Origin of the sequence: Plesiomonas shigelloides (assembly GCF_900087055.1) — a bacterium.
In the GTDB taxonomy this organism is placed as follows: Bacteria; Pseudomonadota; Gammaproteobacteria; order Enterobacterales; family CAMTGL01; genus Plesiomonas; species Plesiomonas shigelloides.
Genome location: NZ_LT575468.1, coordinates 1,490,945 through 1,512,773, shown reverse-complemented (window position 1 = coordinate 1,512,773; position 21,829 = coordinate 1,490,945). Strand labels below are relative to the sequence as shown.

General features: G+C 49.6%; 20 protein-coding genes and 1 riboswitch. Of the genes, 15 read left to right on the top strand and 5 right to left on the bottom strand.

Annotated elements, in window-relative coordinates; genetic code table 11:
- Positions 1-9: 9 nt before the first annotated feature.
- Positions 10-480, bottom strand: coding sequence for a hypothetical protein (locus NCTC9997_RS06565; protein WP_036768766.1), 471 nt, complete (start codon positions 478-480; stop codon positions 10-12).
- A gap of 262 nt (positions 481-742) precedes the next feature.
- Positions 743-2,197 carry an alkaline phosphatase gene (gene phoA / locus NCTC9997_RS06560; protein ID WP_064977616.1) on the bottom strand — a complete coding sequence of 485 codons (1,455 nt, stop codon included), beginning with the start codon at positions 2,195-2,197 and terminating at the stop codon, positions 743-745.
- Between the two features lie 180 nt (positions 2,198-2,377).
- Here phoA and NCTC9997_RS06555 point away from each other — a divergent pair, with 180 nt between their 5' ends.
- Positions 2,378-2,998, top strand: coding sequence for a hypothetical protein (locus NCTC9997_RS06555; RefSeq protein WP_064977615.1), 621 nt, complete (start codon positions 2,378-2,380; stop codon positions 2,996-2,998).
- A 217-nt stretch (positions 2,999-3,215) separates the two neighbouring features.
- On the opposite strand, the gene NCTC9997_RS06550 is transcribed toward NCTC9997_RS06555, so the two are convergent.
- Complete coding sequence (locus tag NCTC9997_RS06550) at positions 3,216-4,580, bottom strand: alanine/glycine:cation symporter family protein (RefSeq protein WP_010861731.1); 1,365 nt, start codon at positions 4,578-4,580, stop codon at positions 3,216-3,218.
- A gap of 125 nt (positions 4,581-4,705) precedes the next feature.
- A riboswitch (glycine riboswitch) is annotated at positions 4,706-4,801 on the bottom strand.
- 365 nt (positions 4,802-5,166) lie between these two features.
- Here NCTC9997_RS06550 and NCTC9997_RS06545 point away from each other — a divergent pair.
- The 13 genes from NCTC9997_RS06545 (at position 5,167) to NCTC9997_RS15420 (ending at position 17,497) form a co-directional block, all read left to right on the top strand.
- Positions 5,167-5,646 carry a CidA/LrgA family protein gene (locus NCTC9997_RS06545; protein ID WP_064977614.1) on the top strand — a complete coding sequence of 160 codons (480 nt, stop codon included), beginning with the start codon at positions 5,167-5,169 and terminating at the stop codon, positions 5,644-5,646.
- Positions 5,643-6,335 (top strand): CidB/LrgB family autolysis modulator, encoded by a 693-nt coding sequence (locus NCTC9997_RS06540; RefSeq protein WP_010861734.1) that lies wholly within the window; start codon positions 5,643-5,645, stop codon positions 6,333-6,335. Before NCTC9997_RS06545 ends, NCTC9997_RS06540 begins: the two co-directional genes overlap by 4 nt.
- 564 nt (positions 6,336-6,899) lie before the next feature.
- The gene (cdd, locus tag NCTC9997_RS06535; RefSeq protein ID WP_010861735.1) at positions 6,900-7,784 is read left to right on the top strand and encodes a cytidine deaminase; all 885 of its coding nucleotides are present in this window, start codon (positions 6,900-6,902) and stop codon (positions 7,782-7,784) included.
- Positions 7,785-8,169: 385 nt separating this feature from the next.
- Positions 8,170-9,048 (top strand): DMT family transporter, encoded by an 879-nt coding sequence (locus NCTC9997_RS06530; RefSeq protein ID WP_010861736.1) that lies wholly within the window; start codon positions 8,170-8,172, stop codon positions 9,046-9,048.
- A gap of 265 nt (positions 9,049-9,313) precedes the next feature.
- Complete coding sequence (gene csgD / locus NCTC9997_RS06525) at positions 9,314-9,949, top strand: biofilm master transcriptional regulator CsgD (RefSeq protein WP_165807595.1); 636 nt, start codon at positions 9,314-9,316, stop codon at positions 9,947-9,949.
- Between the two features lie 72 nt (positions 9,950-10,021).
- Positions 10,022-10,429 (top strand): curli production assembly/transport protein CsgE, encoded by a 408-nt coding sequence (gene csgE, locus NCTC9997_RS06520; RefSeq protein ID WP_010861738.1) that lies wholly within the window; start codon positions 10,022-10,024, stop codon positions 10,427-10,429.
- Positions 10,430-10,439: 10 nt separating this feature from the next.
- Positions 10,440-10,841 (top strand): curli assembly protein CsgF, encoded by a 402-nt coding sequence (locus NCTC9997_RS06515; protein WP_039045300.1) that lies wholly within the window; start codon positions 10,440-10,442, stop codon positions 10,839-10,841.
- A 17-nt stretch (positions 10,842-10,858) separates the two neighbouring features.
- Positions 10,859-11,692 carry a CsgG/HfaB family protein gene (locus tag NCTC9997_RS06510; protein ID WP_039045301.1) on the top strand — a complete coding sequence of 278 codons (834 nt, stop codon included), beginning with the start codon at positions 10,859-10,861 and terminating at the stop codon, positions 11,690-11,692.
- A 266-nt stretch (positions 11,693-11,958) separates the two neighbouring features.
- Entirely contained in the window at positions 11,959-12,450 is a 492-nt protein-coding gene (gene csgB, locus NCTC9997_RS06505) for a hypothetical protein (protein ID WP_064977612.1), read from the top strand.
- A 48-nt stretch (positions 12,451-12,498) separates the two neighbouring features.
- Positions 12,499-13,425: a hypothetical protein gene (locus tag NCTC9997_RS06500; RefSeq protein WP_082935496.1), complete on the top strand. Its 927-nt coding sequence runs from the start codon at positions 12,499-12,501 to the stop codon at positions 13,423-13,425.
- 254 nt (positions 13,426-13,679) lie between these two features.
- Positions 13,680-14,021, top strand: coding sequence for a curli assembly chaperone CsgC (gene csgC / locus NCTC9997_RS06495; protein WP_010861743.1), 342 nt, complete (start codon positions 13,680-13,682; stop codon positions 14,019-14,021).
- 311 nt (positions 14,022-14,332) lie between these two features.
- Positions 14,333-16,036 (top strand): NAD-dependent malic enzyme, encoded by a 1,704-nt coding sequence (locus NCTC9997_RS06490; RefSeq protein WP_010861744.1) that lies wholly within the window; start codon positions 14,333-14,335, stop codon positions 16,034-16,036.
- A gap of 486 nt (positions 16,037-16,522) precedes the next feature.
- Positions 16,523-17,497, top strand: coding sequence for a SanA/YdcF family protein (locus NCTC9997_RS15420; protein ID WP_064977611.1), 975 nt, complete (start codon positions 16,523-16,525; stop codon positions 17,495-17,497).
- Between the two features lie 272 nt (positions 17,498-17,769).
- Here the strand turns inward: NCTC9997_RS15420 and yeiB are convergent, their stop codons facing one another.
- Together yeiB and folE are read right to left on the bottom strand one after the other, a co-directional pair.
- Positions 17,770-18,939 carry a DUF418 domain-containing protein YeiB gene (gene yeiB, locus NCTC9997_RS06480; protein WP_010861746.1) on the bottom strand — a complete coding sequence of 390 codons (1,170 nt, stop codon included), beginning with the start codon at positions 18,937-18,939 and terminating at the stop codon, positions 17,770-17,772.
- A 545-nt stretch (positions 18,940-19,484) separates the two neighbouring features.
- Complete coding sequence (gene folE / locus NCTC9997_RS06475; RefSeq protein ID WP_010861747.1) at positions 19,485-20,141, bottom strand: GTP cyclohydrolase I FolE; 657 nt, start codon at positions 20,139-20,141, stop codon at positions 19,485-19,487.
- A 433-nt stretch (positions 20,142-20,574) separates the two neighbouring features.
- Between folE and moeA the strand changes: the two genes are divergently transcribed.
- The gene (moeA, locus tag NCTC9997_RS06470; RefSeq protein ID WP_064977610.1) at positions 20,575-21,828 is read left to right on the top strand and encodes a molybdopterin molybdotransferase MoeA; all 1,254 of its coding nucleotides are present in this window, start codon (positions 20,575-20,577) and stop codon (positions 21,826-21,828) included.
- Position 21,829 lies beyond the last annotated feature (1 nt).

Genomic DNA, 21,829 nt, shown 5'->3' with positions numbered 1-21,829 from the left:
CAACGAATGTTATTCCGCGACAATCGGGCCAGAGGTGCCGGCATCACGATCCATCCATTTATCTTCGTCTTTTAAGCGACGATCGCCTTGGATGCGGTACACCAAGCTGCCCTGATGGAACTCCAGCGCGCCATCACTGCGTTTAGCTTTCACCTTCTCGCCGTTCACCCACACATGCTCTTGCTTATCGACGCGAATGGTCGCGACGGTATCCCCACGATCATTTTTAGCCACCCACTGCCCAGTATAGGGATGCGCAGGATCAGCCGTTGCCTGTGTGGTTGGCGCAGCCGCTTCTGCCGTCACAAAACCGGCTTTGGCATTTTCCGCCTTGCTCTTGTTGATATCACAGCCTTGCAATTCGCTCACTTGCGTACAACCTGAATGCTCCAGCTTTTGCCGATATGCTTCGCTAATGGCAAACGCAGGCGTTTGACTCAACATCACCACGCCCGCTGTAATCATGACCCATGCTTTCATCGCATTGCGCCCCTTGCTACCCATAGACTGATCGCTCGCCGCTCTGATTGAATACGCTTTCGCTACACACGACTCAACGGAGCTCCCAACCATCAACTATAGCGTATTTTTATACTCAAACAGCGCCCAAGCAGCACATTGATATGATGTATTTCTAACGTAATACTCGCGCATTCCAACCTATCTTAATACGCAAAAAAAGACGTAAAAAAACCGCAGTCCAAAGACTGCGGCTTGATGTCTATGTATCGCTGTCTAGCGCTTATTGTTGCTTGTCTTGCTTGAGCCCCATCGCATCACGCATGGTGAAGAACAAGTCAGTCTGGTCAGTCAGCCCCACAACGTTCGCCGCACGTGGACCATAGGCAGCAATACGCAGTTGAGAGCCGGTATGCTCTTGTGACTCATCGGCTTCCGCTGTGCCATAGCTGATCGCCATCACTGCACCATCTTTGGTGTTCAGGGCTTGGGTCAGACCCGGCGCTTTGGTGTCCGGTGCTACGATTTGGCTGGAGTGCGCGTGGTCAGCGGTCACAATGACCAAGGTGTTGCCATCTGCGCGGGCAAACTCCAGTGCCTTTTGTACCGCTTCATCCAGATCCACCGTTTCACCAAATTGGCCACACGGGTTCGCTGCGTGATCTTGTTTGTCAATCGACGCGCCCTCAACTTGCAAGAAGAACCCATTGGGATTGGTTTTCAGCAAATCGATGGCTTTTTCTGTCATATCAGCCAGATTCGGCACCGATGCGCTGCGCTCTGGGTTCGCGGTACAGGTCACCGCCGGTTGGTCTAAGTTACCATGATAACTGGCTTTTGGACCTTTCCAGCGTACTGGCATATTACCGTCAGAGAACAGGCCTAACAGTGGCGCTTTTTGATCGGCAGACTGCACTTTTTTCAGATCATCGAGCGTTTCGACAATCACAAAGCCCTGCTCTTGCGCCTGTTGACGCAGCGTTTTACCTTGGCCGGCACCGGCTTTGCTCACTTCGCTGAAGGTCTTCATCCCGCCGCCTAAAGTCACATCAGGGCGAGTTTGCAACATTTGTTCGGTAATCGAACCCTTACCACCGTTTTCCAACGCATTAGTTGGGCACAGTTTGCTGGTCGCTTCTGGGCCATAACATTTACGCGCGGTCACATGCGCCATCATCGCCGCCGGTGTCGCATCTTGTAATTCTGCGGTGGAGACGTTACCGGTACCTTTACCCGCCGCTTTCGCCAGCTGCATCAATGTGGTGTGTGGCTTTTCATGGATATCAACACCCAGCGCGCCATTATAGGTTTTCACGCCCGAGCTCCACGCCGTAGCCGACGCCGCGGAATCCGTCACATAATCTGGCTTACCGGTCTTTTTATCTAACGCGTAGTGGGTGTACTGACCAGTCAATGGCAGCGCATCAATCCCAGCAAAGAAACCACCGGCGCCATTAGCATAATTGCGCGCTGCAGTAATTTCCGAGTCGCCCATGCCATCGCCAATCAGCAGAATCACGTTTTTCACCTGCTTGTCGGACAGAGAAGCGCGCAGTGCTGCCGTTTGTTCTTCGGTCAAACGGCGAGCACCACCAAACTGGGTCACATCACCTTGGGCGGCGCGATGTTCGATTTTTGGGCCAGCGGCATGTGCCTCAGCCGCTTGCGCAGAAGCGCCACCACTTAAGGACAATAACAGAGCACTGGTAAGCAGGGTTAATGGGAAACGAACGGACATGCTGATAAATCTCCATATAAAACAAAATCCTGCCGGTAACTCTCCGGCTGACCCGCTGAAAGATAACGAGATGTCATTACGTTTTTGTGGCGGTACGATAACAGTTTTGTGTTGTGCCGCAGAAAGGCGAATAATGTAAACCTGTCAGATTCATTGACCATTTATTCTCAGGGAAGACATATGAATAAAGCTGGATTTTTAATGCTGGCCGCGCTGCTTAGCACCACGCTGGTCAGCACATTACACCCCGTTCATGCCGCACCTACATCTAGCACAACAGCACCATCTGTATCCGTGGCTCCCCTGCAATTTGCGGGGAAAACTTTTGTGCATCGCTGGTCGAAAGACAATCAGAATGAATTTACGCCGCCAGAACAAACCGATTTATCGACTTGGCATGAGATGATGACGATCAACGTCTATCCCACCGTGCATGATGGTGAGCAATTGGCACAACTGAGCAATGCGGTACTGGCCAATTATCAGCAGGCGGGGAAAATTGTCCGCGTTAATTCCATTCCAGCCACAGCGACTAAACCCGCCGAACACTTGATTGTGGCAATATTAGGCGCGCCAGGCGTGTTGGAAACGGTGTTTGCACGCGCAATGTTGGTGGATGGCACTGGCATATTCATCGTCTACTCACGACGCAGTTACGACAATGCAGAGAATAGCCAGAATGCAGCACTCGAAACCGGCCAGTGGCTACAAGCGCATGGTGAAGCTACAGAGAAGCAATTGATGAGCTGGTCAGGTTACCCAACAATTACAACACTCAAGGCATTGCCGCAGAGCTTGTAACATGTAATAGCAACGCAAATTGACAAGAAGAGAAGCATGCTAGCCACTCACGCAAAAAACGGATACAAAAAGAAGTATGTTCTGGTGGGATAAAATCAACTGACTCGCGATAAGAAAACGGCTTTGGATTACTACCCAAAGCCGTTTGCTTTCATTACTGATTATACGGATTGCCTACTGACAACACCGGCAATACCTTGTGCAACACCGGCATAGCTTAAACCGCTTCTACAGCCTCACGCGGCAGTTTCATGCGAGCGAAATAATCACGGGTTTCGGCAACCACCACATGACGCAGCCCGACGAGCGCAATCAGATTCGGGATCGCCATCAGGCCATTGACGATATCCGCCAAAATCCAGATGGTATCGAGTTTCAAAAACGCACCCGATGCCACCAGTAGGATAAAGATCCAACGGTACGGACGGATCCCTTTAGTACCGAACAGATAGGTTACGCAGCGCTCACCGTAGTAGTTCCAGCCCAAAATTGTTGTAAAGGCAAAGAACATCAGACCGATAGTCACCACCCACTGCCCCAGCTCATTCAAGCCGGTCGCAAAGGCCGCATTGGTCATCGCTGCGCCGCTGAGTGGTGTATTCCATACCCCAGTCACCACCAGCGCCAAACCGGTCATCGTACAGATCACCAAGGTATCGATAAAGGTACCGGTCATCGAGACCAAACCTTGACGCACTGGCTCATTGGTACGTGCCGCAGCCGCGGCAATCGGCGCACTGCCAAGGCCTGATTCGTTAGAGAACACGCCGCGCGCAATACCGGATTTCATCACCTGCTGAATGGTCAGACCCAGCGCACCACCCACAGCGGCATCAGGGTTAAATGCCGATGTCAGGATCAACATCACCGCATCCGGCACCTTATGGTAATTCACCATCAGCAGCAGCACAGAACCGGCCACATAGAACAGCGCCATAAACGGAACTGTCAGCTGGGCAATGGCCGAAATCCGCTTGATCCCGCCAAGGGTAACGGCGGCGACTAAGCATGTCAGTACGGTCGCGGTGATCCAAATAGGGAAACCAAAGGTATTTTGCAGCGATTCGGTGATCGCATTGACCTGCGGGAATGTGCCGATCCCGAAGAACGCCACCCCGATACCAAACACCGCAAACAGCGACGCCAACCACTTCAGGCCCAGCCCTTTTTCGATGTAATACATCGGGCCGCCCGCCATCTGACCATTGGCATCTTTCACGCGGTATTTCACGGCCAGCAAACATTCGGCGTATTTGGTGGCCATGCCAAAGAATGCCGCCATCCACATCCAAAACAGCGCACCCGGCCCACCGGCTTTGATTGCCGTGGCTACCCCAACAATATTACCGGTACCGATAGTGGCAGACAGCGCGGTACAGAGCGCAGCAAAGGCACTCACATCACCCGCACCTTGGCCCGGCTCGGAACGGAACATATAGGAAAATGCACGCGGCAGAGAGAAAATCTGGATCAGGCGCAGACGTACTGTTAGATAAACACCGGTTCCCACCAGCAGAATCAACAGCGGCGCACCCCAGACAAAATTATCGATGGTTTGCAATACGGATTGCAGGTCAAACACAACATTCCTCCTTAAGGGCGATAAAGCTGACCGTTTTAGGAGGAGAAACAGATATGTGGTCGTTTACAGCTGATGAAAAAACTCATAACACAACGCAGACTGCCCTTTCGGCCAGCCTTCCGCACATCTCTTCCCCTGTCCTTTTGCCTGAGCGTTTGAGTGGCGGGAGCCACCTTGCGCCTTCGGCGTCCAACTCAATGGATCTCTCCAAGGGCTCGTCCAGTAACAGTCCCTGCTGTTGAATAACAGCGCCTGAAAGATTTACTTCTTCGGCGTGGAGTCGATTCTCCACTCTCCTGATACCTTCATCCGAACTTTCATGTTTTCCGGTTGTCACCAGAAACGTTTTTAGTCTATCAACCTGCTTTTGCCTTTGTCTATACATCACAGAAAAGAAATGATGATCAAATTACTACACTCATTTGTGCGCTAGCACGCAGATAAGCGTGGGTGAGTGACAGTGAGTATGCTAATGTCTGACAGATCCCTACGCCCATAATCCGAGACAATTAATTTGTGTGATCTATGGCACATCCTATAGAATAATTGTATGATGATTACAGGTTAATGAGTGTTGTCTAATCTTATGTCACAGTACGTCAGCAATGTATGGGGCTATGCCCGAGCCTTTGTACTTATTTTTGCGTGTTTATGGGTGGGAAACAGCCTGTCTGCTTGGCTGCATCTTAATATCCCCGGTAGCATCATCGGTATGCTGGTGCTGTTCATTCTGCTCAGTCTGCAAATTGTGAAAGCCGATTGGGTGAAACCGGGATGTTATCTCTTTATCCGCTATATGGCGGTACTGTTCATTCCTATCGGTGTCGGCCTGATCAACCATTACCGTGATCTCTCCAGCAGCATGGGGGCGTTTTTGGTCTCCACCACCGTCAGTACACTGATTGTGATGACTGCGGTATCCGTGGTGTACCAACGCATTCACGCTAAATCCGATTTGATGGCCGGTACGCCAGATGCACCGGAAACGGTCGAAGCGGAACAGTCAAACGCAGCAAACAGCAACAAAGCGGATCAGTCCGCAGCACGTGGTAACGGAGAGAAATGATCATGAACTGGTGGCCTTTACCTCTGACTTTAGCGGTATTTTTCGCAGCCCGTTGGCTGGCGACCAAAGTCAAATCACCGCTGATGAACCCGTTGCTGATTTCGATGATTGTTCTGATCGGTTTTCTGGTCGCGACAGGTATTCCTTACGATAAGTATTTTTCCGGTAGCCAGTTACTGAACCAGTTATTGCAACCGGCGGTAGTGGCATTAGCCTTTCCGCTGTATGAACAGTTGCACCAGATTCGTGCACGCTGGAAATCCATTATCGGGATCTGCTTTTTAGGCTCTCTGTTTGCGATTGTCAGCGGGACTGCAATTGCTCTGTGGATGGGCGCTTCGCCACAAATGGCCGCCTCCATTGCGCCTAAATCAGTGACCACCCCCATTGCGATGGCGGTGGCACAAAACATCGGGGGTATTCCAGCGATTACCGCTGTTGCCGTTATCTATGTGGGCTTGCTGGGCGCGGTGTTTGGCCACATTTATATGCGTTGGCTGAAAATTCGTCATCCTTCTGCTCGCGGTTTAGCGATGGGTAATGCTTCACACGCCTTAGGCACTGCACGCTGCGCGGAAGAAGATTATGTCGAAGGTGCGTTTAGTTCACTGGCACTGGTGATTTGTGGTGTAATTACCTCACTGATTGCGCCTTTCATCTTCCCTGTGCTGGTCAAATTGTTGGGATAAAGGCTCTTCCCTATCCCATGTTTTCTATCCCCTGTTTTCACTCCTAGGGGAGTAGAGCTTGCTGATATGACGCACGCTCTACAGGTAAGAATGCTTCACTGTCTCATTTTCTGGTCATTCTGGTCATATTGGCTGTTAGTTTGAGTTTTTATTTTGAGATGAGTGTTGGGCAATCAGGTTACGGTTGAACTCCCGCATACCCTGCCCGTATTTCAGCGAAATCATCTTGTTGTTTCATAGCCTCCTTCTAGGAGGCTTTTTTTTGGCCACCAGACTCTGGCCACGACAGCACACAAGAACTTTTCATATGTACGGCTCAGGATGTTTGCACCATTTCTGGCTTTGGTTTACCTAGCTATACTGCTAAATACCTTTAGATCCATTAACTCATAGCGTGCTGCCGCCGGTTTATCTTGGTGAAGACATGGCGGAATACGTGCGACAGATCTCACATCATGAAATGCAATAACACGCAATTGCATAGTTAAGTGATCTTAATCACACTTTATTGCATGGCATATCTCTAAAATCCTGATCCCATCAATAAACAGGAGTACAAAGCGGATGCAAGAGAGAATTAAAGCCGCCCTTGCCAACCTGCCTGCGCCGTTATCTGCCGCATTAACCCCATATTTATCAGAAACTGGTTTTGCTGGCTGGTTGCGCGCTGAAGACGTTTCCGCTATTTGTTCGGTAACCGGACTGGATGTACCAGCGCTGTCATTGGCGTTATTGCCCGTTGCAGCCGCCTACTCTGTTGCCCCTATTTCAAAGTTTTATGTTGGCGCGATCAGCCGTGGTGAAAGCGGTAATCTGTATTTTGGTGCCAATATGGAATTTGCCGATGTTGCGTTGCAACAGACCGTGCATGCCGAGCAAAGTGCCATTACCCATGCGTGGATCCGCGGCGAGAAAGCCCTGACTGACATTACGATCAACTATTCGCCGTGTGGTCACTGCCGCCAGTTCATGAATGAGCTAAATGCTGCGCCAGATCTGAAAATTCACCTGCCAGAGCGTGCACCAAGTAAGCTGTATGATTACTTGCCGGATGCATTCGGCCCGCGCGATCTGAACATCACCACCTTGTTGATGGATGCCCAGGATCACGGGATGCAAACCCGTACCACAGATCCGCTGGTCAGTGCTGCGTTAGAGGCTGCCAACCATAGCCATGCGCCTTACAGCCAAAGCTATGCCGGGGTTGCGTTGCAAATGCAATCCGGCGCGATTTATCAGGGCATGTACGCAGAAAATGCGGCCTTCAACCCAAGCCTGCCTCCGCTGCAAGCTGCGCTGATCAATCTGAACATGTCAGGTGAATCTGCGGCGAATATTTGCCGCGCGGTACTGGTAGAAAGTCAAACGGCTATCTTAAGCCAGCAAGCGGCAACCGAAGCGACTCTGCGCGCATTAGGTGTTAGCGAGATCACCTGTCTGCGCGTGTAGTTTACGCCTAGCTTGTAGAGGTTACATTCGCACCTACAGGCTCCGCTCATCCATCGTCACCGAGAACGGCATTGCCCATTGTTGATGACGATGGAGTTTTCTCTCCTGCCGCATACCTTTTCTTCCTTCGTCATTTTTCTTCAGTACATCCCCTCGCCGCTTAATCGGTATCGTATTTTTCGTTATTCGGCATACGGCTGCTTAAGATGGTGGATTTTACCCCTGTCACATTTTTGTGTGCAGTCTGCTGATTTAGCGAACAAACAGTCTAGAGTCGAAAGTCACGGCGGTCTTTTTGCTAGGTTCTGCGCATGAAATCGGTAAACTATCCAGCGTCTGTAAGATGACCTGTTAACCACCCGATTAATTACCGTAGTAGCTTGCCATGACTTTGCGTACACACCGGCCGCTGATAGGCGCCAGTTGGATGATTCTGGCCGGAATGGCCTTTGCAGCCATTAATACCCTGACTCAGTATGTCAGCATTAATATGCACATCCCGTCCACTTCTGTTGCCCTCTACCAATATCTGGTTGCACTGGTGGTGATGCTGCCGTGGCTGTTGAAAGTAGGATTGCGCCGCTCGCTCAGTACGGAGCATTTGGGGCAACATATCTTCCGAATTTTCCTTTCGGTGATCGGAATTCAATGCTGGTTATGGGCGCTCGCCTATCCAATCCCGATTTGGCAAGGTATTGCGCTGATCATGACCTCGCCGCTGTTCGCTACGCTCGGCTCTGGGCTATTTTTAGGCGAAAAAGTGGGCGCCGCGCGCTGGATTGCCACCCTCAGTGGCTTTGTCGGTGCCATGATCATTTTGGAGCCATGGTCAGATAATTTTCAGCTGATCACCTTACTCCCTCTGGCAGCGGCATTTTTCTGGGCCAGCTATTCGCTGATGGTGAAAAAGCTGTCACACCATGACTCGCCAACCACCATGGTGGTTTACCTGCTGATCTTGATTACGCCATTTAACCTTCTGTTGGCGCTGCCGGAATTCACCGTACCACAGGGCACGGGCGCGGTAATGCTAGGCTTGGTCGGCTTACTTACCGCCTTTGCGCAGATGGCGATCGCCAAAGCGTACGCCAGCGCAGATGCCTCATTCGTGCAGCCGTTCGACAACTTCAAGCTGCCCATTAACGTAGCCGCAGGTTGGTTGGTGTTCGGCTGGGCGCCACCGGGTCGCTTGTGGCTTGGCGCGGCCATTATTGTTGCTGCCACCGCCTTTATTACCCACTGGGAACAACGCGCTTCACGCTAAAGATTCAACCCGCTGTTCTGATTCCTCCTGCCTTTGATTAGATAGTCTGGCTTAATCGCAGACTATCTTTTCTGCATATAAAACCCATCATTAGAATATTTGGTTATCGAATAATTAATATTCTGTCACTCAGTTTCATCTAACTGTTTGTTCTTTAACAAACGGAACAATAAGGCACGTTTATCGCAGACCGGAAAGGATGAGGTTAATCCACTATATTGCGTATTAAGAGATTGATAACGAATAACCGGTTATGGGGTTCACGATGGAAAAGCATGCACATTTGCTGCTCATTACCAAGCCTTCCCTGCAGGTCAGCGCACTCAGCAGAACATTGCGCGAGAAAACCTCTCTGCCGGTCAGCATTCATAATCTGGCCAATCCACTGGACAGTATGCCGGCGGAATTGACTCTGATGCTGTTTGATTTATCCGAAATGGATAATAAAGAAATAAAACTGTGGCAATACAAGCTGTTCCAGCATCGTAACAGCATTAAGACGTTGTTGTTCAATATGCCAGATGATGTGACACAAGAAGATATTCTGTCTTGGCCGGCGATCAGCGGCATTTTTCGCACCGAAGATAACGAAGACACGCTGGTTAAAGGGATTAAATCGGTGCTCAACGGTGAGTTTTGGCTGCCCCGTAGCCTAACCAGTTTATTGATTGAACATTTACGCGTTCACCAGCGCAACAGCGCCAATTACCCACAACTTACGTTACGGGAAAAAGAGATCTTAGAACAATTACGCTCTGGCGCGTCGAACATGGAAATCGCCAGCATGCTGTTTGTTAGCGAACATACCATAAAGTCACATCTTTATAATTTATTCAGAAAAATCAACGTACGTAATCGGACACAAGCCATTTACTGGGCTGAAGAGAATCTTAAGCAGTAATAAAGTTTAGCGATAAGACCCTGCCGGAATGAATCTGGCGGACAATAATAAATAACATGCAGAGCCATGACGATGAATTTTATTTACGGAAAAACTCTCGCTACGGCAGGACTGTTGTTCCTGCTGTCTGCATTTCCTGCCCCGCAGGCCTCTGCCGTTGAAGTTGAAATTCCTGGCCTTATAACCAACCGAACCATTACCCCTATCGGTCACGATTTTTATCGTCTATTCAGTGACAAATGGCAAGCCAGCCAAAAGATCAACTTATCCATTCAAGAAAAACCGAGTGCTCGTTGGGGAAGTATAATTACCATAAAGAATGAGCAAAATATTTTATTCAGGACTGTGTTATTTCCAAGCCGGAGAAATCTGGAACAGGTTGTCGATCAGGCGATTACTGTCACCTCAGACAATATGGCCAAGATATTGATCGATAAGGCACTTCTCAAAACCAGCGAACTTGCCGCTGATGAGTTTTAATGGAGACAGTATGAAACACAAAGCCCTCCTTGCTGCCCCGGTGCTACTGTTCAGTGCTCTTGCACACAGCAGCCCGCTAATCTACCAGCCGGTCAATCCGAACTTCGGCGGCAACCCGCTTAACGGCTCATATCTGATGTCGAACGCACAAGCGCAAAACAGCTATAAAGACCCGGCACTCGATGATGCTCTTGCCGGTACATCACCATTAGATAACCTGACTGAATTGCTGCAATCCAACCTGATCAGTGATTTGCTCAGCAACCCTACGCCCGGACAATCTATTTCCACCAATGATTATTCCGTCAAAGTGCAAGGCGGCGCTAGTTCAGGCCAACTCTTTGTGGTGATCACGGATAAGAAAACCGGGCAAACATCCACCATTGAAGTCAATGGACGGCTCTCTAACTGATAAGAAAGGTAAGCACTATGCGAGCAATGATTCTGATCATTGCCGTTTTACTTGGGGGTTGTTCAATTACAGAAGTACCTAAGGAAGCGGCCAAACCGACATTACTGCCACGTGCCAGCACCTACAAAGACTTGGTGGCACTACCCAAACCGAACGGAAAAATTATCGTTTCAGTTTATAGCGTACAGGATGAAACCGGTCAGTTTAAACCTCTGCCGGCCAGTAACTTCTCAACCGCTGTACCGCAAAGCGGCAACGCTATGCTGACATCGGCGTTAAAAGACTCCGGCTGGTTCGTGCCACTGGAGCGGGAAGGTTTACAGAACCTGCTGAACGAGCGAAAAATTATCCGTGCCGCCCAGGAAAACGGTACTGTGGCAGCCAATAACCAAAACCCGCTACCTTCGTTACTCTCAGCCAATGTGCTGATTGAAGGAGCCATTATCGGTTACGACTCAGATATCAAAACCGGGGGTGCCGGTGCCCGTTACTTCGGGATCGGTGCTGACGGCAAGTATCGGGTCGATCAGGTCGCCGTCAACTTACGCGCCGTTGACGTCCGAACTGGGGAAGTCTTGCTGTCCGTCAATACCAGCAAGACTATCCTCTCTAGCGAGTTCTCCGCAGGCGTATTTCGATTTATCGAATACCAGCGCCTACTGGAGCTGGAGGCCGGCTTTACCACAAACGAGCCTGTCATGATGTGTATGATGTCGGCGCTTGAAGCCGGTGTTGCCCATCTGATTGTGGAAGGTATTAGGCAAAATCTGTGGTCTTTACAAAATCCGTCTGACATAAATAACGCTATAATTCAACGTTATATGAAAGAGGATGTACCTCTGGCTATTTAACTCTTGCCGGGGTATTAAACCCTTATCAATAAAAAAGAGAGCAGTATTGCTCTCTTTTTTTTTAATTTTTCACTTATCACACCATTAAAATCCATTCAAAAATCATCATACACCACAATAAGTTAGCCAACACCCCATCAAAAGAATTAATACTTTCATCCATCACACTCAGAAAAAATAAGAAATTAGTTTTATTTTGGTAATCAAATATCAAACCAATACTTACTCCTGTCTTGAGGACATTACCAACGACATGAGTAAATATAATGCAGCGAAAAACCGGTTATCTGGCTATATCTATTTTGCTGGCATTAAGTTCTCAAGCTTATGCAGCAGAAGATATGGCTCCAGATGAAATAACGTTAAACCAAGCACATGTAAAACAAATTGGTAACTGGAATAATACCGAAATAGCACAGGACGGTGCATTTAACAAAGCCACTGTAAAACAACGCGGCAATGTTAACGATTATTATCTGACTCAGCATGGCACCAACAATACCGCCTTTGCTGAACAAATCGGAAATAATAATTCGGCTTCTGTTGCGCAGTATGGTTCAGGTAACGAAGCATACGTTAGCCAATATGGTTCATCTAACGATGCAGCCATTAACCAATACGGATATAACAATTACGCATCGATTACTCAATATGGTTCGGGTAATCAAGCCAATATCAATCAATATGGCACGGGCCTTAGCGCTGCAGTCGTGCAACACGGTGTAGGGTTACCAATTACAGTCAATCAAAGTAATTGAGTTACTCGATTAAATTAATCAGGCAAAGCAACACTGAGGATATATCCCATGAAAATGTTGAATCTGTCTATCATCACTGCCGCTATTATCGGTGCCGTATCTGTTAACGCCGCCAACCAAACCACCACCATTTACCAAACCGGTAATGGTAACAGTGCTGATGCTCTGCAAAGCAGTTCAAACAGCGTACTGATTGATGTAACCCAAAAAGGAACCAAAAACAGCTCAACCTCAACTCAAATTGGGGCATCAAAAAGTGATACCGTGATTTATCAAAGTGGCTCTTTTAACTCCGCCACCACCGATCAAACCGGTACCAAAAACGATATCAATATCGAGCAACGTGGCAAACGTAACGATGCTCAAGTAGACCAAAGCGGCTACAAAAATAATACTGATATCGATCAACGTGGCCGTAAAAATGACGCTACCGTTGCTCAAAGCGGTAAATTCAATGAAATCGACGTCAAACAATCTGGTCGTAAAAACGATGCCGATGTTAAACAGCGCGGTTTCCTGAATGACGTTTACGTCAAACAAAACGGCAATGGCAACGAAGCTGATGTGAATCAACGTGGCCGTTACAACGACACCACCGTTAAACAATCTGGCAATGGCAACTTTGCTGACGTTTCACAACGTGGCTGGAAAAACGATGTTGATGTGGTGCAAAAAGGCCATCTCAACGATGCCGACGTGAAACAACGTGGCGTGCATAACGATATCGATGTTGCCCAAACCGGTAACGGCAACGATGCCAAAGTAAGACAAAGTGGTGCTCATAACGATATCGATGTCGATCAAATTGGTCGCCGCAACGATGCCGACATCAAACAATCTGGTGCATGGAACGAGTCTGATACTTACCAAAACGGTCATCACAACGACGTAACCGTGACTCAGAGCGCTTACAACGACTTGGCCAGTGTCACTCAGTATGGTGGTCACAACTCTGCGACCGTAAACCAAAACTGATACACGCTGACTCTGCTGCGAGTAATCGCCGCTCAGTGAGATACGAACAAAACGGGGCCCTGCTCCGTTTTGTTGTTTTCAGATGGGGATAACCGCCGCTGTGAGCAACCTGCGAATTTTTGACCTATCTTTTATCCAATAACGTAGAGAGCTGATGGCCGCTAACTCATGCTCACTGAAAACCCTAGGCACTGATTTTTCACCTTTTCCATCGCATCTTTTCCACCACATCACATTGATGACAGGGAGATCCTATGCTTGCCTTATTACTCGCTGGCGCCGTGCAAAGTCAAATCTGGTTTACCCGCCAGCAGCACGACCAAACGACAGATATCGTTACCCACGCACGCAGCGCACAAACCTGTGAATGCAGCTACAGTGTGAGCGTCAACAAAACCGGCCCATCGGGCACCAGCAGAACCACGCAGCAGCAGGACGTAACATTAACCGCCGGACAAGATCAGGCGCTATCCACCCTGCGCTTTACCCTTTCACCACAAGATAAGGTACATATCTCGGTTAAGCTTTATCAGGGCGATACTCTACTTTCCGAGGCACAAACACAGATCCCAGACACGGCTAGTAAGCAACATTAAGCCAAAAATCGGCTTACGATTGACCTTGATACAATACATCATAGTTAAGTAGTAGCTATGTATTGGTTATGCATGGGTTGTTAGTTGGTTACGTATAATTTTGAATCGGGGTCACAGTGAGCCGGTCATAATCCTGAATCGGCTCACATTATTTATATGATTTATCGGCAATTTTCAGCGTATTCAGTCTCAATCGGTCAGTTGCTGAAACCAATAACTTGCGCGTCCGCACATTTATGGTCTTCGGCAATTTACTTTCTGTTACATCGCCCTAGGATCGGCGGTGCCTTTCCTACAAACACACAATGAATATGACTACTGAAATCAATCAGGACAGCAAGCGTCCTTTGTACATCCCTTATGCCGGTCCAGCACTGTTGGAAACGCCTCTGCTCAACAAGGGCAGCGCTTTCACGGAAGATGAGCGTCAGTTTTTCAACTTGGAAGGTTTGCTGCCGGAAGCTATCGAAACGATCGAAGAACAAGCCAATCGCGCCTACGAACAATTCACCAGTTTCCATAGCGACATCAACCGCCACATCTTCCTGCGTAATATTCAGGACACCAACGAAACCCTGTTCTACCGTCTGGTCAATGATCACCTCGAAGAGATGATGCCGGTTATCTACACCCCGACTGTAGGTCAGGCGTGTGAGCAATTCTCTAATATCTATCGCCGTAACCGTGGTCTGTTCATCTCCTACCCGAACCGCGATCGTATTGATGACATGCTGCAAAACGCCACCAAGCAAAACGTAAAAGTGATCGTGGTGACAGACGGTGAGCGTATTTTGGGCCTCGGTGACCAAGGTATCGGTGGTATGGGGATCCCAATCGGTAAGCTGTCTCTGTACACCTCTTGTGGTGGCATCAGCCCAGCGTACACCCTGCCAGTCGTGCTGGATGTAGGTACCAATAACCCACAGCGTTTGAACGACCCAATGTACATGGGCTGGCGTCACCCGCGCATCACCGGTGAAGAGTACGATGCGTTTGTAGACGAATTCATCCAAGCCGTGAAGCGCCGCTGGCCAAACGTCCTGCTGCAGTTCGAAGACTTCGCGCAGAAAAACGCCATGCCACTGCTGAACCGCTATCGCGATGAGCTGTGCTGCTTTAACGATGATATCCAAGGTACTGCCGCGGTCACATTGGGCTGCCTGATTGCCGCCAGCCGCGCTGCCGGTAGCCAGCTGCGTGATCAACGCGTTGCCTTCTTGGGCGCAGGCTCTGCCGGTTGCGGTATTGCTGAGCAAATCGTTGCCCAGATGAAAGCGGAAGGTCTGAGTGATGAAGAAGCCCGTGCACAGGTGTTCATGGTTGATCGTTTTGGTCTGCTGACGGATCAGATGCCAAACCTGCTGGATTTCCAAAGCAAGCTGGTACAAAAGCATGACAAACTGCAAAACTGGGATCTGTCTTCTGACATGATCTCCTTGATGGACGTTGTGCGTAACGGCAAGCCAACCATCCTGATCGGGGTATCTGGCCAGCCGGGTCTGTTTACCGAAGAGATCATCCGTGAGATGCACGCGCACTGCCCGCGTCCAATCGTGATGCCGCTGTCAAACCCAACATCACGCGTGGAAGCGCGTCCTGAAGATGTGATCCGTTGGACCGATGGTGCCGCGCTGGTTGCCAGTGGTAGCCCATTTGCCCCAGTCCTGCACAACGGTGAAACTTACCCGATTGCCCAGTGCAACAACTCCTATATCTTCCCTGGTATCGGTTTGGGTGTCTTGGCTTCTGGCGCGCGTCGCGTGACTGATGCCATGCTGATGACAGCAAGCCGTGCATTGGCTGACTGCTCGCCACTGGCCAGCCAAGGTGAAGGTTCTCTGCTGCCATGTCTGTCTGAGATCCAACGCGTCAGCAAGTACATCGCGCTGCAAGTGGCGAAGACCGCGCAGTTCGAAGGTGTTGCCGTACAAACCTCTGACGAGGCGCTGGAGCAAAACATCGAGCAAAACTTCTGGCAAGCGGTTTACCGTCAGTATAAACGTACCTCATTCTGATTCGTGGTATAGTAAGACGATATAAGGGAGCATTAGCTCCCTTTTTTATTATTTTTTAACGAAATAAGTTTATGGTAGGCATTGTCGTTTTCCGGTGACTGGTTTAATTTCGGGGTTTTACTCTCAGACAAACCATGCATATCGCCGCATACTGCTTACACCAGCATATCTGCAGCCATTGTCCAATCAGGTTTGAGATGGTTGCTGATAACAAGGCTCTCATGGCCACTGACCTTCGGGCCAGTTTTAAGAGCCCAGAATTAATAATTGTCATGTACAACACAGTGGTAACAGGGTTTATATGCCCAAACAACGTGAAGTTGCAGGTAGGCTGCAAGTGAGTGAATCCCCATGAGCATAGGCAAACTATGTGATTGGGGTGAACGAACGTAGCCAACACCGCTGCGGCTTCAAGTAGGAAGGGTATAACGGCGACACTTCGCCCTCTGATTGCACACAGGAACACGCAAAGGTTGAACAATAGTCATGTGGCGTAAAAGCTTAAGATATGTCGTATTTCTCACGCTCTGTGCCGCGTTTGCTCTTGTGTTGCTCGATCGGGGGATCAGCTGGTGGTTCGCCGATTCTATCTATGAAAACCCGCAAGATTTACCGGAAACACCGATCGGTTTAGTGCTCGGCACCTCCAAATACGTCAGTACCGGAGTTCTAAATAACTTCTATACTCACCGCATTGAAGGCGCTGCCGCGCTGTACCACCTCGGTAAAGTCAAACGTCTGCTGGTCAGTGGCGATAATGCACTAATCAGCTACAACGAGCCGCGCAATATGCGTCGCGATTTGATTAAAGCCGGCGTACCGCCACAAGCAATCGTGCTGGATTTCGCCGGTTTTCGTACTCTTGACTCCGTCGTGCGAGCCAAGAAAGTTTTCGATGCTGAAAAGTTCATCATCATCACCCAGCGCTTTCATTGTGAGCGTGCCCTGCTCATTGCCCATCACTACGATATCAATGCGGTGTGCTACGCGGTGCCTATGCCGGATGACTACATCAAAACGCGCGTGCGTGAAGTGTTTGCACGTCTGGCGGCGGTATCGGATCTCTATCTGCTACGCAGCCAACCGCGCTTCCTTGGCCCGAAAGAACCGATCCCTGAAGGGGATGTGGTCATTCCGCCACCGAAAGAAACTGCGCCTGCGACAGAAACCGCTCCAACTACAGAAACAACACCAGCCGCGGCACTACCGTCGGATAACAGCCACAACGTCGGCAACAATATCGATCACAGTGCTGACGGCAAGCCAAGCACCGAGCCCGTGCCGGTTGCCTTGCCCGTGCCTGCGCAATCACAGTCGCAAGCTGTGGCGCCTAGCGCCTTATCCAGTGTAAAACCCGTTACACCAACACCTGAGCAGGGAAAAGAGGCACAGACTAAACCAGAAGTAGAAGCCCAATCAGAAACAAATAAAGACAATCCAACAGAGAAAGAAATTCACTGATAACTGTATCGGATACACATCCTCCACGATACAAGCTGCTCTCTCTGATTGATAATACTGACCGATAAAAAAAAGCGCCCCTTCATCCTATATCTTGAGAGATATCAGAGAGAAGAGGCGCTTTTTTTGACTGGCGATAGCCGACTTGCTCAAGCGAAACGGACTAATGTCAGAACTGACTTATCACCGAGCTGACTTATATGACAGAACAGCGGCTAGCCGTGTGGTTACATCAACTGTTATGACGACAGCACTGAGCACCGGCCGTGGCCTTACCATGATTCATGCTGACGGTGATGATGGGTACTCCAATACACCAATTTGCGCCACACCCACTCCAGTGGCCCTTGGCGGAAATGACGTAGCCACAGCACTGAAAACGCAATATTCACCAGCCAAATCACTGGAACCAACATCAACAGGTGCACGCGGTTCAATTGATTGAACCAGCCAAAACCGTAGAAAATCATGTAGCACAGCAGCGTCTGCAGTATGTAGTTACTGAGCGCCATGCGCCCGACTGACACCATCGCGCGCGCAAAGCGCGTATGTTGAATGGAAGGGAAAATCGCATACCACAGTGCCAAATAGCCCATTGCCTGAATCGGCGCAGCAATTTCACGTGGGATTTGACCGAAATACGCGCTCCAATGGAAGCTCCACCCACCGCTGATATTCAGCCATACCCCCGGTAATTGGATCAAAATGCCGAGCGGGATCAAAATCAGCGCTTTGCGTCGATACTGGTGAGGTAGCCGACTACCTTGCAGCCACCCGCTGCGCACCAAGCCAGCACCTGCGACCATCATGCCCGCGAGCTGCCAACCGTATTGCAAAATCACCACCAGCAGCATAGAAATCATCTGATGGAAACGATACTTCATGGCAACCACACCACCAGCCAGTTTGGTACTGATCTCAGTGTCGAGTGTTTGCCAATCTGGTTGCCAGAAAGACGATGGCGCGGCATTAATACTCAACCAGCCCAGTATCAGCAGAAGTAGCAAACCTAGGCAGTACAGCACCAAACCAAAACGCAGCATACTGCGTGGGCTTTGTGCATCGCGGATCATCCGCCAGCACATCAAACCAACCAGACCGTACGGGAGTAAAATATCCCCATCCCACAAAAATATCGCATGCAGCGCGCCAAAAATCAGCAGCCAAGACAGCCGCGATTTCATCTCTTCATTGCCTTTGCCACGACGCAATTGCAGCTGTAAGCCAGCACCAAATAACAATGCGAAAATGGTCAGGAATTTCTGCTCCGCAAGGACATTCTGCAGGCCCCAGGCCCAAATATCAGAAACCGAAGGCAGGCCGGCAAATGCGGGGTTCAAGTAAGCGGCCTGAGGTAAGCCAAAGCTGATCACATTGAGGATCAATATTCCCAGTACCGCCACGCCACGGGCACCATCCAGCACAGCCAAACGTTCTTGCATGCAACCTCTCATAGTTATTGTTGTCTTTTTTTTTCTAGAAAGCCCGAACGGCTTTAACAGCTATCCCCAATTTATCCTTACGCTGTCTACACATCGCACAAATATGCGGTGTATCAGCGGCTTGCCATCTCGCAAGCCCGAATGATCATGCTGTCATCACGCACAATAGCGTTGGACACACAGAGCGGGATTACGTTCCCGTCATCTTGGTCACCATGAGAATGGGGGGATAGCCAACGAAAATCACTGACATTCTGTATGATCTATCATACAGAAAAAGAAGACCGAACTGCAGCTAGGCTGCTCGCTCAGTAAACCGTTTTTAACGGTGAGTACAGATCAAAAAAAGGCGCACATTTGCGCCTTTTTACGTACTTAGCTTACTTGCTATTTGACTTACTATCTTAACTTATTTAGCCAGTTTACCTGGTTAACTTCAGTGATAGCGCCGTATTTAGCTTACGTATTTGAGCCACTCAGACCATTATACACGTAAATGGCCTGAAATTGCAGCTAATCATATTTTGCGCTTACTGCAACGGGGATTAGCGACGCGCTGAACTCAAAAATTCCTGACGACGGCTAGCTTCAGTTTTGAATACGCCACCTAGCCCCATCGTCAGCGTTGAGCTGCTGGAATCGCGGATCCCACGCGCTTTCACGCAGTAATGCACGGCATCTAAAGAAACCGCCACATCATCCGTTTCGAGCAACGTTTGCAGCGCAACCAAAATTTGCTGCGTCAAACGCTCTTGCACCTGCGGACGCTGGGCAAAAAACAGCACAATGCGGTTGAGCTTAGATAGACCAATCACCTTATCTTTCGGGATATAAGCCACGTGCGCCACACCATCGATAGTCACGAAATGGTGTTCACAGGTGCTGGTCAGGTGGATATCACGCACCGTGACCATTTCATCCACGTGCATTTTGTTTTCAATGGTGGTGATCTTCGGAAAGTTGGCGTAATCCAAACCGGAGAAGATCTCGTCCATGTACATTTTGGCGATGCGACGCGGAGTCTCACACAGGCTGTCATCACCGAGATCTAATTCCAACAGACGCATAACTTCCGTCATATGATGCTGGATTTGCGCTTTACGGGTATTTTTATCCAGACCACTCTGCTGCATCGGTGTTTCCAAACCATGCATTTCCAGGGCCGCCCGAACCTTAATAGCCTCTTCAGTTAGCGATGACATAACGGTTCTCCACATTAACGGCTGCTTTCGTTCGTTTTAGGATGATATTTACGCAGCCAGAGTTTTTTTACCTATCCGTTTATAAAACGCTTCAGATAAGCATCTTTCTGAAGCATAAACATTACTGAGAAAAAATCTACCTTGCATTTAGTCAGGGTATTGCGGCAAATCCACCGATCATCTCACAGCAGGTAAGACAGCTGTTCTTATTCGCATATGATAACAAATATCATCTGTGAGCCCTACTCTGTTGTAGAGCATTAATACATTCTTACGAAATACACATTATCAAGCGTAGTCGGTGACGGTAACCGCTGCTAGCACACAGCTTTTTTACTGTGCGCTCCCGCAAGCAGCGTGCTGTGCTTTATAATAACGCATCATTTTTTCCCGGCTGGCATCAGACCGGCCGGATACGACGCTGGAGTATCACATGGATTGCTGTTCTACCCCCGGTTTGCGTACCTTATCTCAGGCCCTGACACTGATGCTGGAGCGCGTTTCCTGCGTTTGTACCCCCGAGCAGGTATCTTTGGAGCAAGCGCTGGATCGGATCACCGCACGTCCCGTCACCTCTCCACTCAGCGTTCCGCCGTTTGATAACTCGGCGATGGATGGCTATGCCGTACGCACTGCTGAACTGGCACAACAGGCTGAATTCCCCGTAGCGGGCAAAGCGTTTGCTGGTGCACCGTTTACCGGAGAATGGCCTGCAGGCACGTGTGTCCGCATTATGACCGGTGCCGCCATTCCCGACGGCTGTGATGCAGTGATCATGCAAGAACAGACCGAAAGCACAGAGCAAGGTATTCGCTTCACCGCGCCGGTACGGCTGAACCAGAATATTCGCCGTACTGGCGAAGATATTCGTTGTGGCGATGCCGTGGTTGCCCAAGGTGAAAAGCTAACTTTGCCACATTTACCGGTATTGGCGTCTCTGGGTATTGCACAAGTCGAGGTGTGTCGCCGTCTGAAAGTGGCGATTTTCTCGACCGGCGATGAGCTGCGTGAACCGGGCCAACCGCTGGAAAATGGCCAGATTTACGATAGCAACCGTCTGACCATCCGTTTGATGCTGGAAAAGCTCGGTTGCGAGATCCTCGATTTGGGAATTATCGCTGACGATCCGCAAGCACTGCGTAACGCATTTCACCAAGCCGATAACAATGCCGATTTGGTGATCACCTCCGGCGGCGTATCCGTTGGCGAAGCGGATTACACCAAAGAAATTTTGGATGAAACTGGGGATATCGGTTTTTGGAAGCTGGCCATTAAACCGGGCAAACCCTTTGCCTTTGGTCGTTTACAGCACGCTTGGTTCTGTGGTTTACCGGGCAATCCGGTATCTGCGGCCGTCACCTTCTATCAACTGGTGCAGCCGCTGATTGCCGCCTTAAGTGGCCACACCGCTTACCAAGCGCCACAGCGTTTTCAGGTTCGCTGCGACAGCAACCTGAAAAAAACGCCGGGCCGACTGGATTTCCAACGCGGAATTTTGCGTAGCCAAGTGAATCCACACACCGGCCAAACTGAGTTGAGCGTCACCAGCACCGGTCATCAAGGCTCGCATGTATTTAGCTCATTTACCGGCGGTAACTGCTTTATCGTTCTGGAGCAAGAGCGCGGTGCGGTCACGGCCGGAGAATGGGTTACTGTCGAGCCGTTTAACGCCCTGTTGGGAGGCTGAG

What these genes read in the sequence shown, in the direction of transcription:
- NCTC9997_RS06565 (WP_036768766.1), bottom strand. Translation starts at nt 480, where the DNA reads ATGAAAGCATGGGTCATGATTACAGCGGGCGTGGTGATGTTGAGTCAA.
- phoA (WP_064977616.1), bottom strand. Translation starts at nt 2,197, where the DNA reads ATGTCCGTTCGTTTCCCATTAACCCTGCTTACCAGTGCTCTGTTATTG.
- NCTC9997_RS06555 (WP_064977615.1), top strand. Translation starts at nt 2,378, where the DNA reads ATGAATAAAGCTGGATTTTTAATGCTGGCCGCGCTGCTTAGCACCACG.
- NCTC9997_RS06545 (WP_064977614.1), top strand. Translation starts at nt 5,167, where the DNA reads ATGTCACAGTACGTCAGCAATGTATGGGGCTATGCCCGAGCCTTTGTA.
- NCTC9997_RS06540 (WP_010861734.1), top strand. Translation starts at nt 5,643, where the DNA reads ATGATCATGAACTGGTGGCCTTTACCTCTGACTTTAGCGGTATTTTTC.
- cdd (WP_010861735.1), top strand. Translation starts at nt 6,900, where the DNA reads ATGCAAGAGAGAATTAAAGCCGCCCTTGCCAACCTGCCTGCGCCGTTA.
- NCTC9997_RS06530 (WP_010861736.1), top strand. Translation starts at nt 8,170, where the DNA reads ATGACTTTGCGTACACACCGGCCGCTGATAGGCGCCAGTTGGATGATT.
- csgD (WP_165807595.1), top strand. Translation starts at nt 9,314, where the DNA reads ATGGAAAAGCATGCACATTTGCTGCTCATTACCAAGCCTTCCCTGCAG.
- csgE (WP_010861738.1), top strand. Translation starts at nt 10,022, where the DNA reads ATGAATTTTATTTACGGAAAAACTCTCGCTACGGCAGGACTGTTGTTC.
- NCTC9997_RS06515 (WP_039045300.1), top strand. Translation starts at nt 10,440, where the DNA reads ATGAAACACAAAGCCCTCCTTGCTGCCCCGGTGCTACTGTTCAGTGCT.
- NCTC9997_RS06510 (WP_039045301.1), top strand. Translation starts at nt 10,859, where the DNA reads ATGCGAGCAATGATTCTGATCATTGCCGTTTTACTTGGGGGTTGTTCA.
- csgB (WP_064977612.1), top strand. Translation starts at nt 11,959, where the DNA reads ATGCAGCGAAAAACCGGTTATCTGGCTATATCTATTTTGCTGGCATTA.
- NCTC9997_RS06500 (WP_082935496.1), top strand. Translation starts at nt 12,499, where the DNA reads ATGAAAATGTTGAATCTGTCTATCATCACTGCCGCTATTATCGGTGCC.
- csgC (WP_010861743.1), top strand. Translation starts at nt 13,680, where the DNA reads ATGCTTGCCTTATTACTCGCTGGCGCCGTGCAAAGTCAAATCTGGTTT.
- NCTC9997_RS06490 (WP_010861744.1), top strand. Translation starts at nt 14,333, where the DNA reads ATGACTACTGAAATCAATCAGGACAGCAAGCGTCCTTTGTACATCCCT.
- NCTC9997_RS15420 (WP_064977611.1), top strand. Translation starts at nt 16,523, where the DNA reads ATGTGGCGTAAAAGCTTAAGATATGTCGTATTTCTCACGCTCTGTGCC.
- yeiB (WP_010861746.1), bottom strand. Translation starts at nt 18,939, where the DNA reads ATGCAAGAACGTTTGGCTGTGCTGGATGGTGCCCGTGGCGTGGCGGTA.
- folE (WP_010861747.1), bottom strand. Translation starts at nt 20,141, where the DNA reads ATGTCATCGCTAACTGAAGAGGCTATTAAGGTTCGGGCGGCCCTGGAA.
- moeA (WP_064977610.1), top strand. Translation starts at nt 20,575, where the DNA reads ATGGATTGCTGTTCTACCCCCGGTTTGCGTACCTTATCTCAGGCCCTG.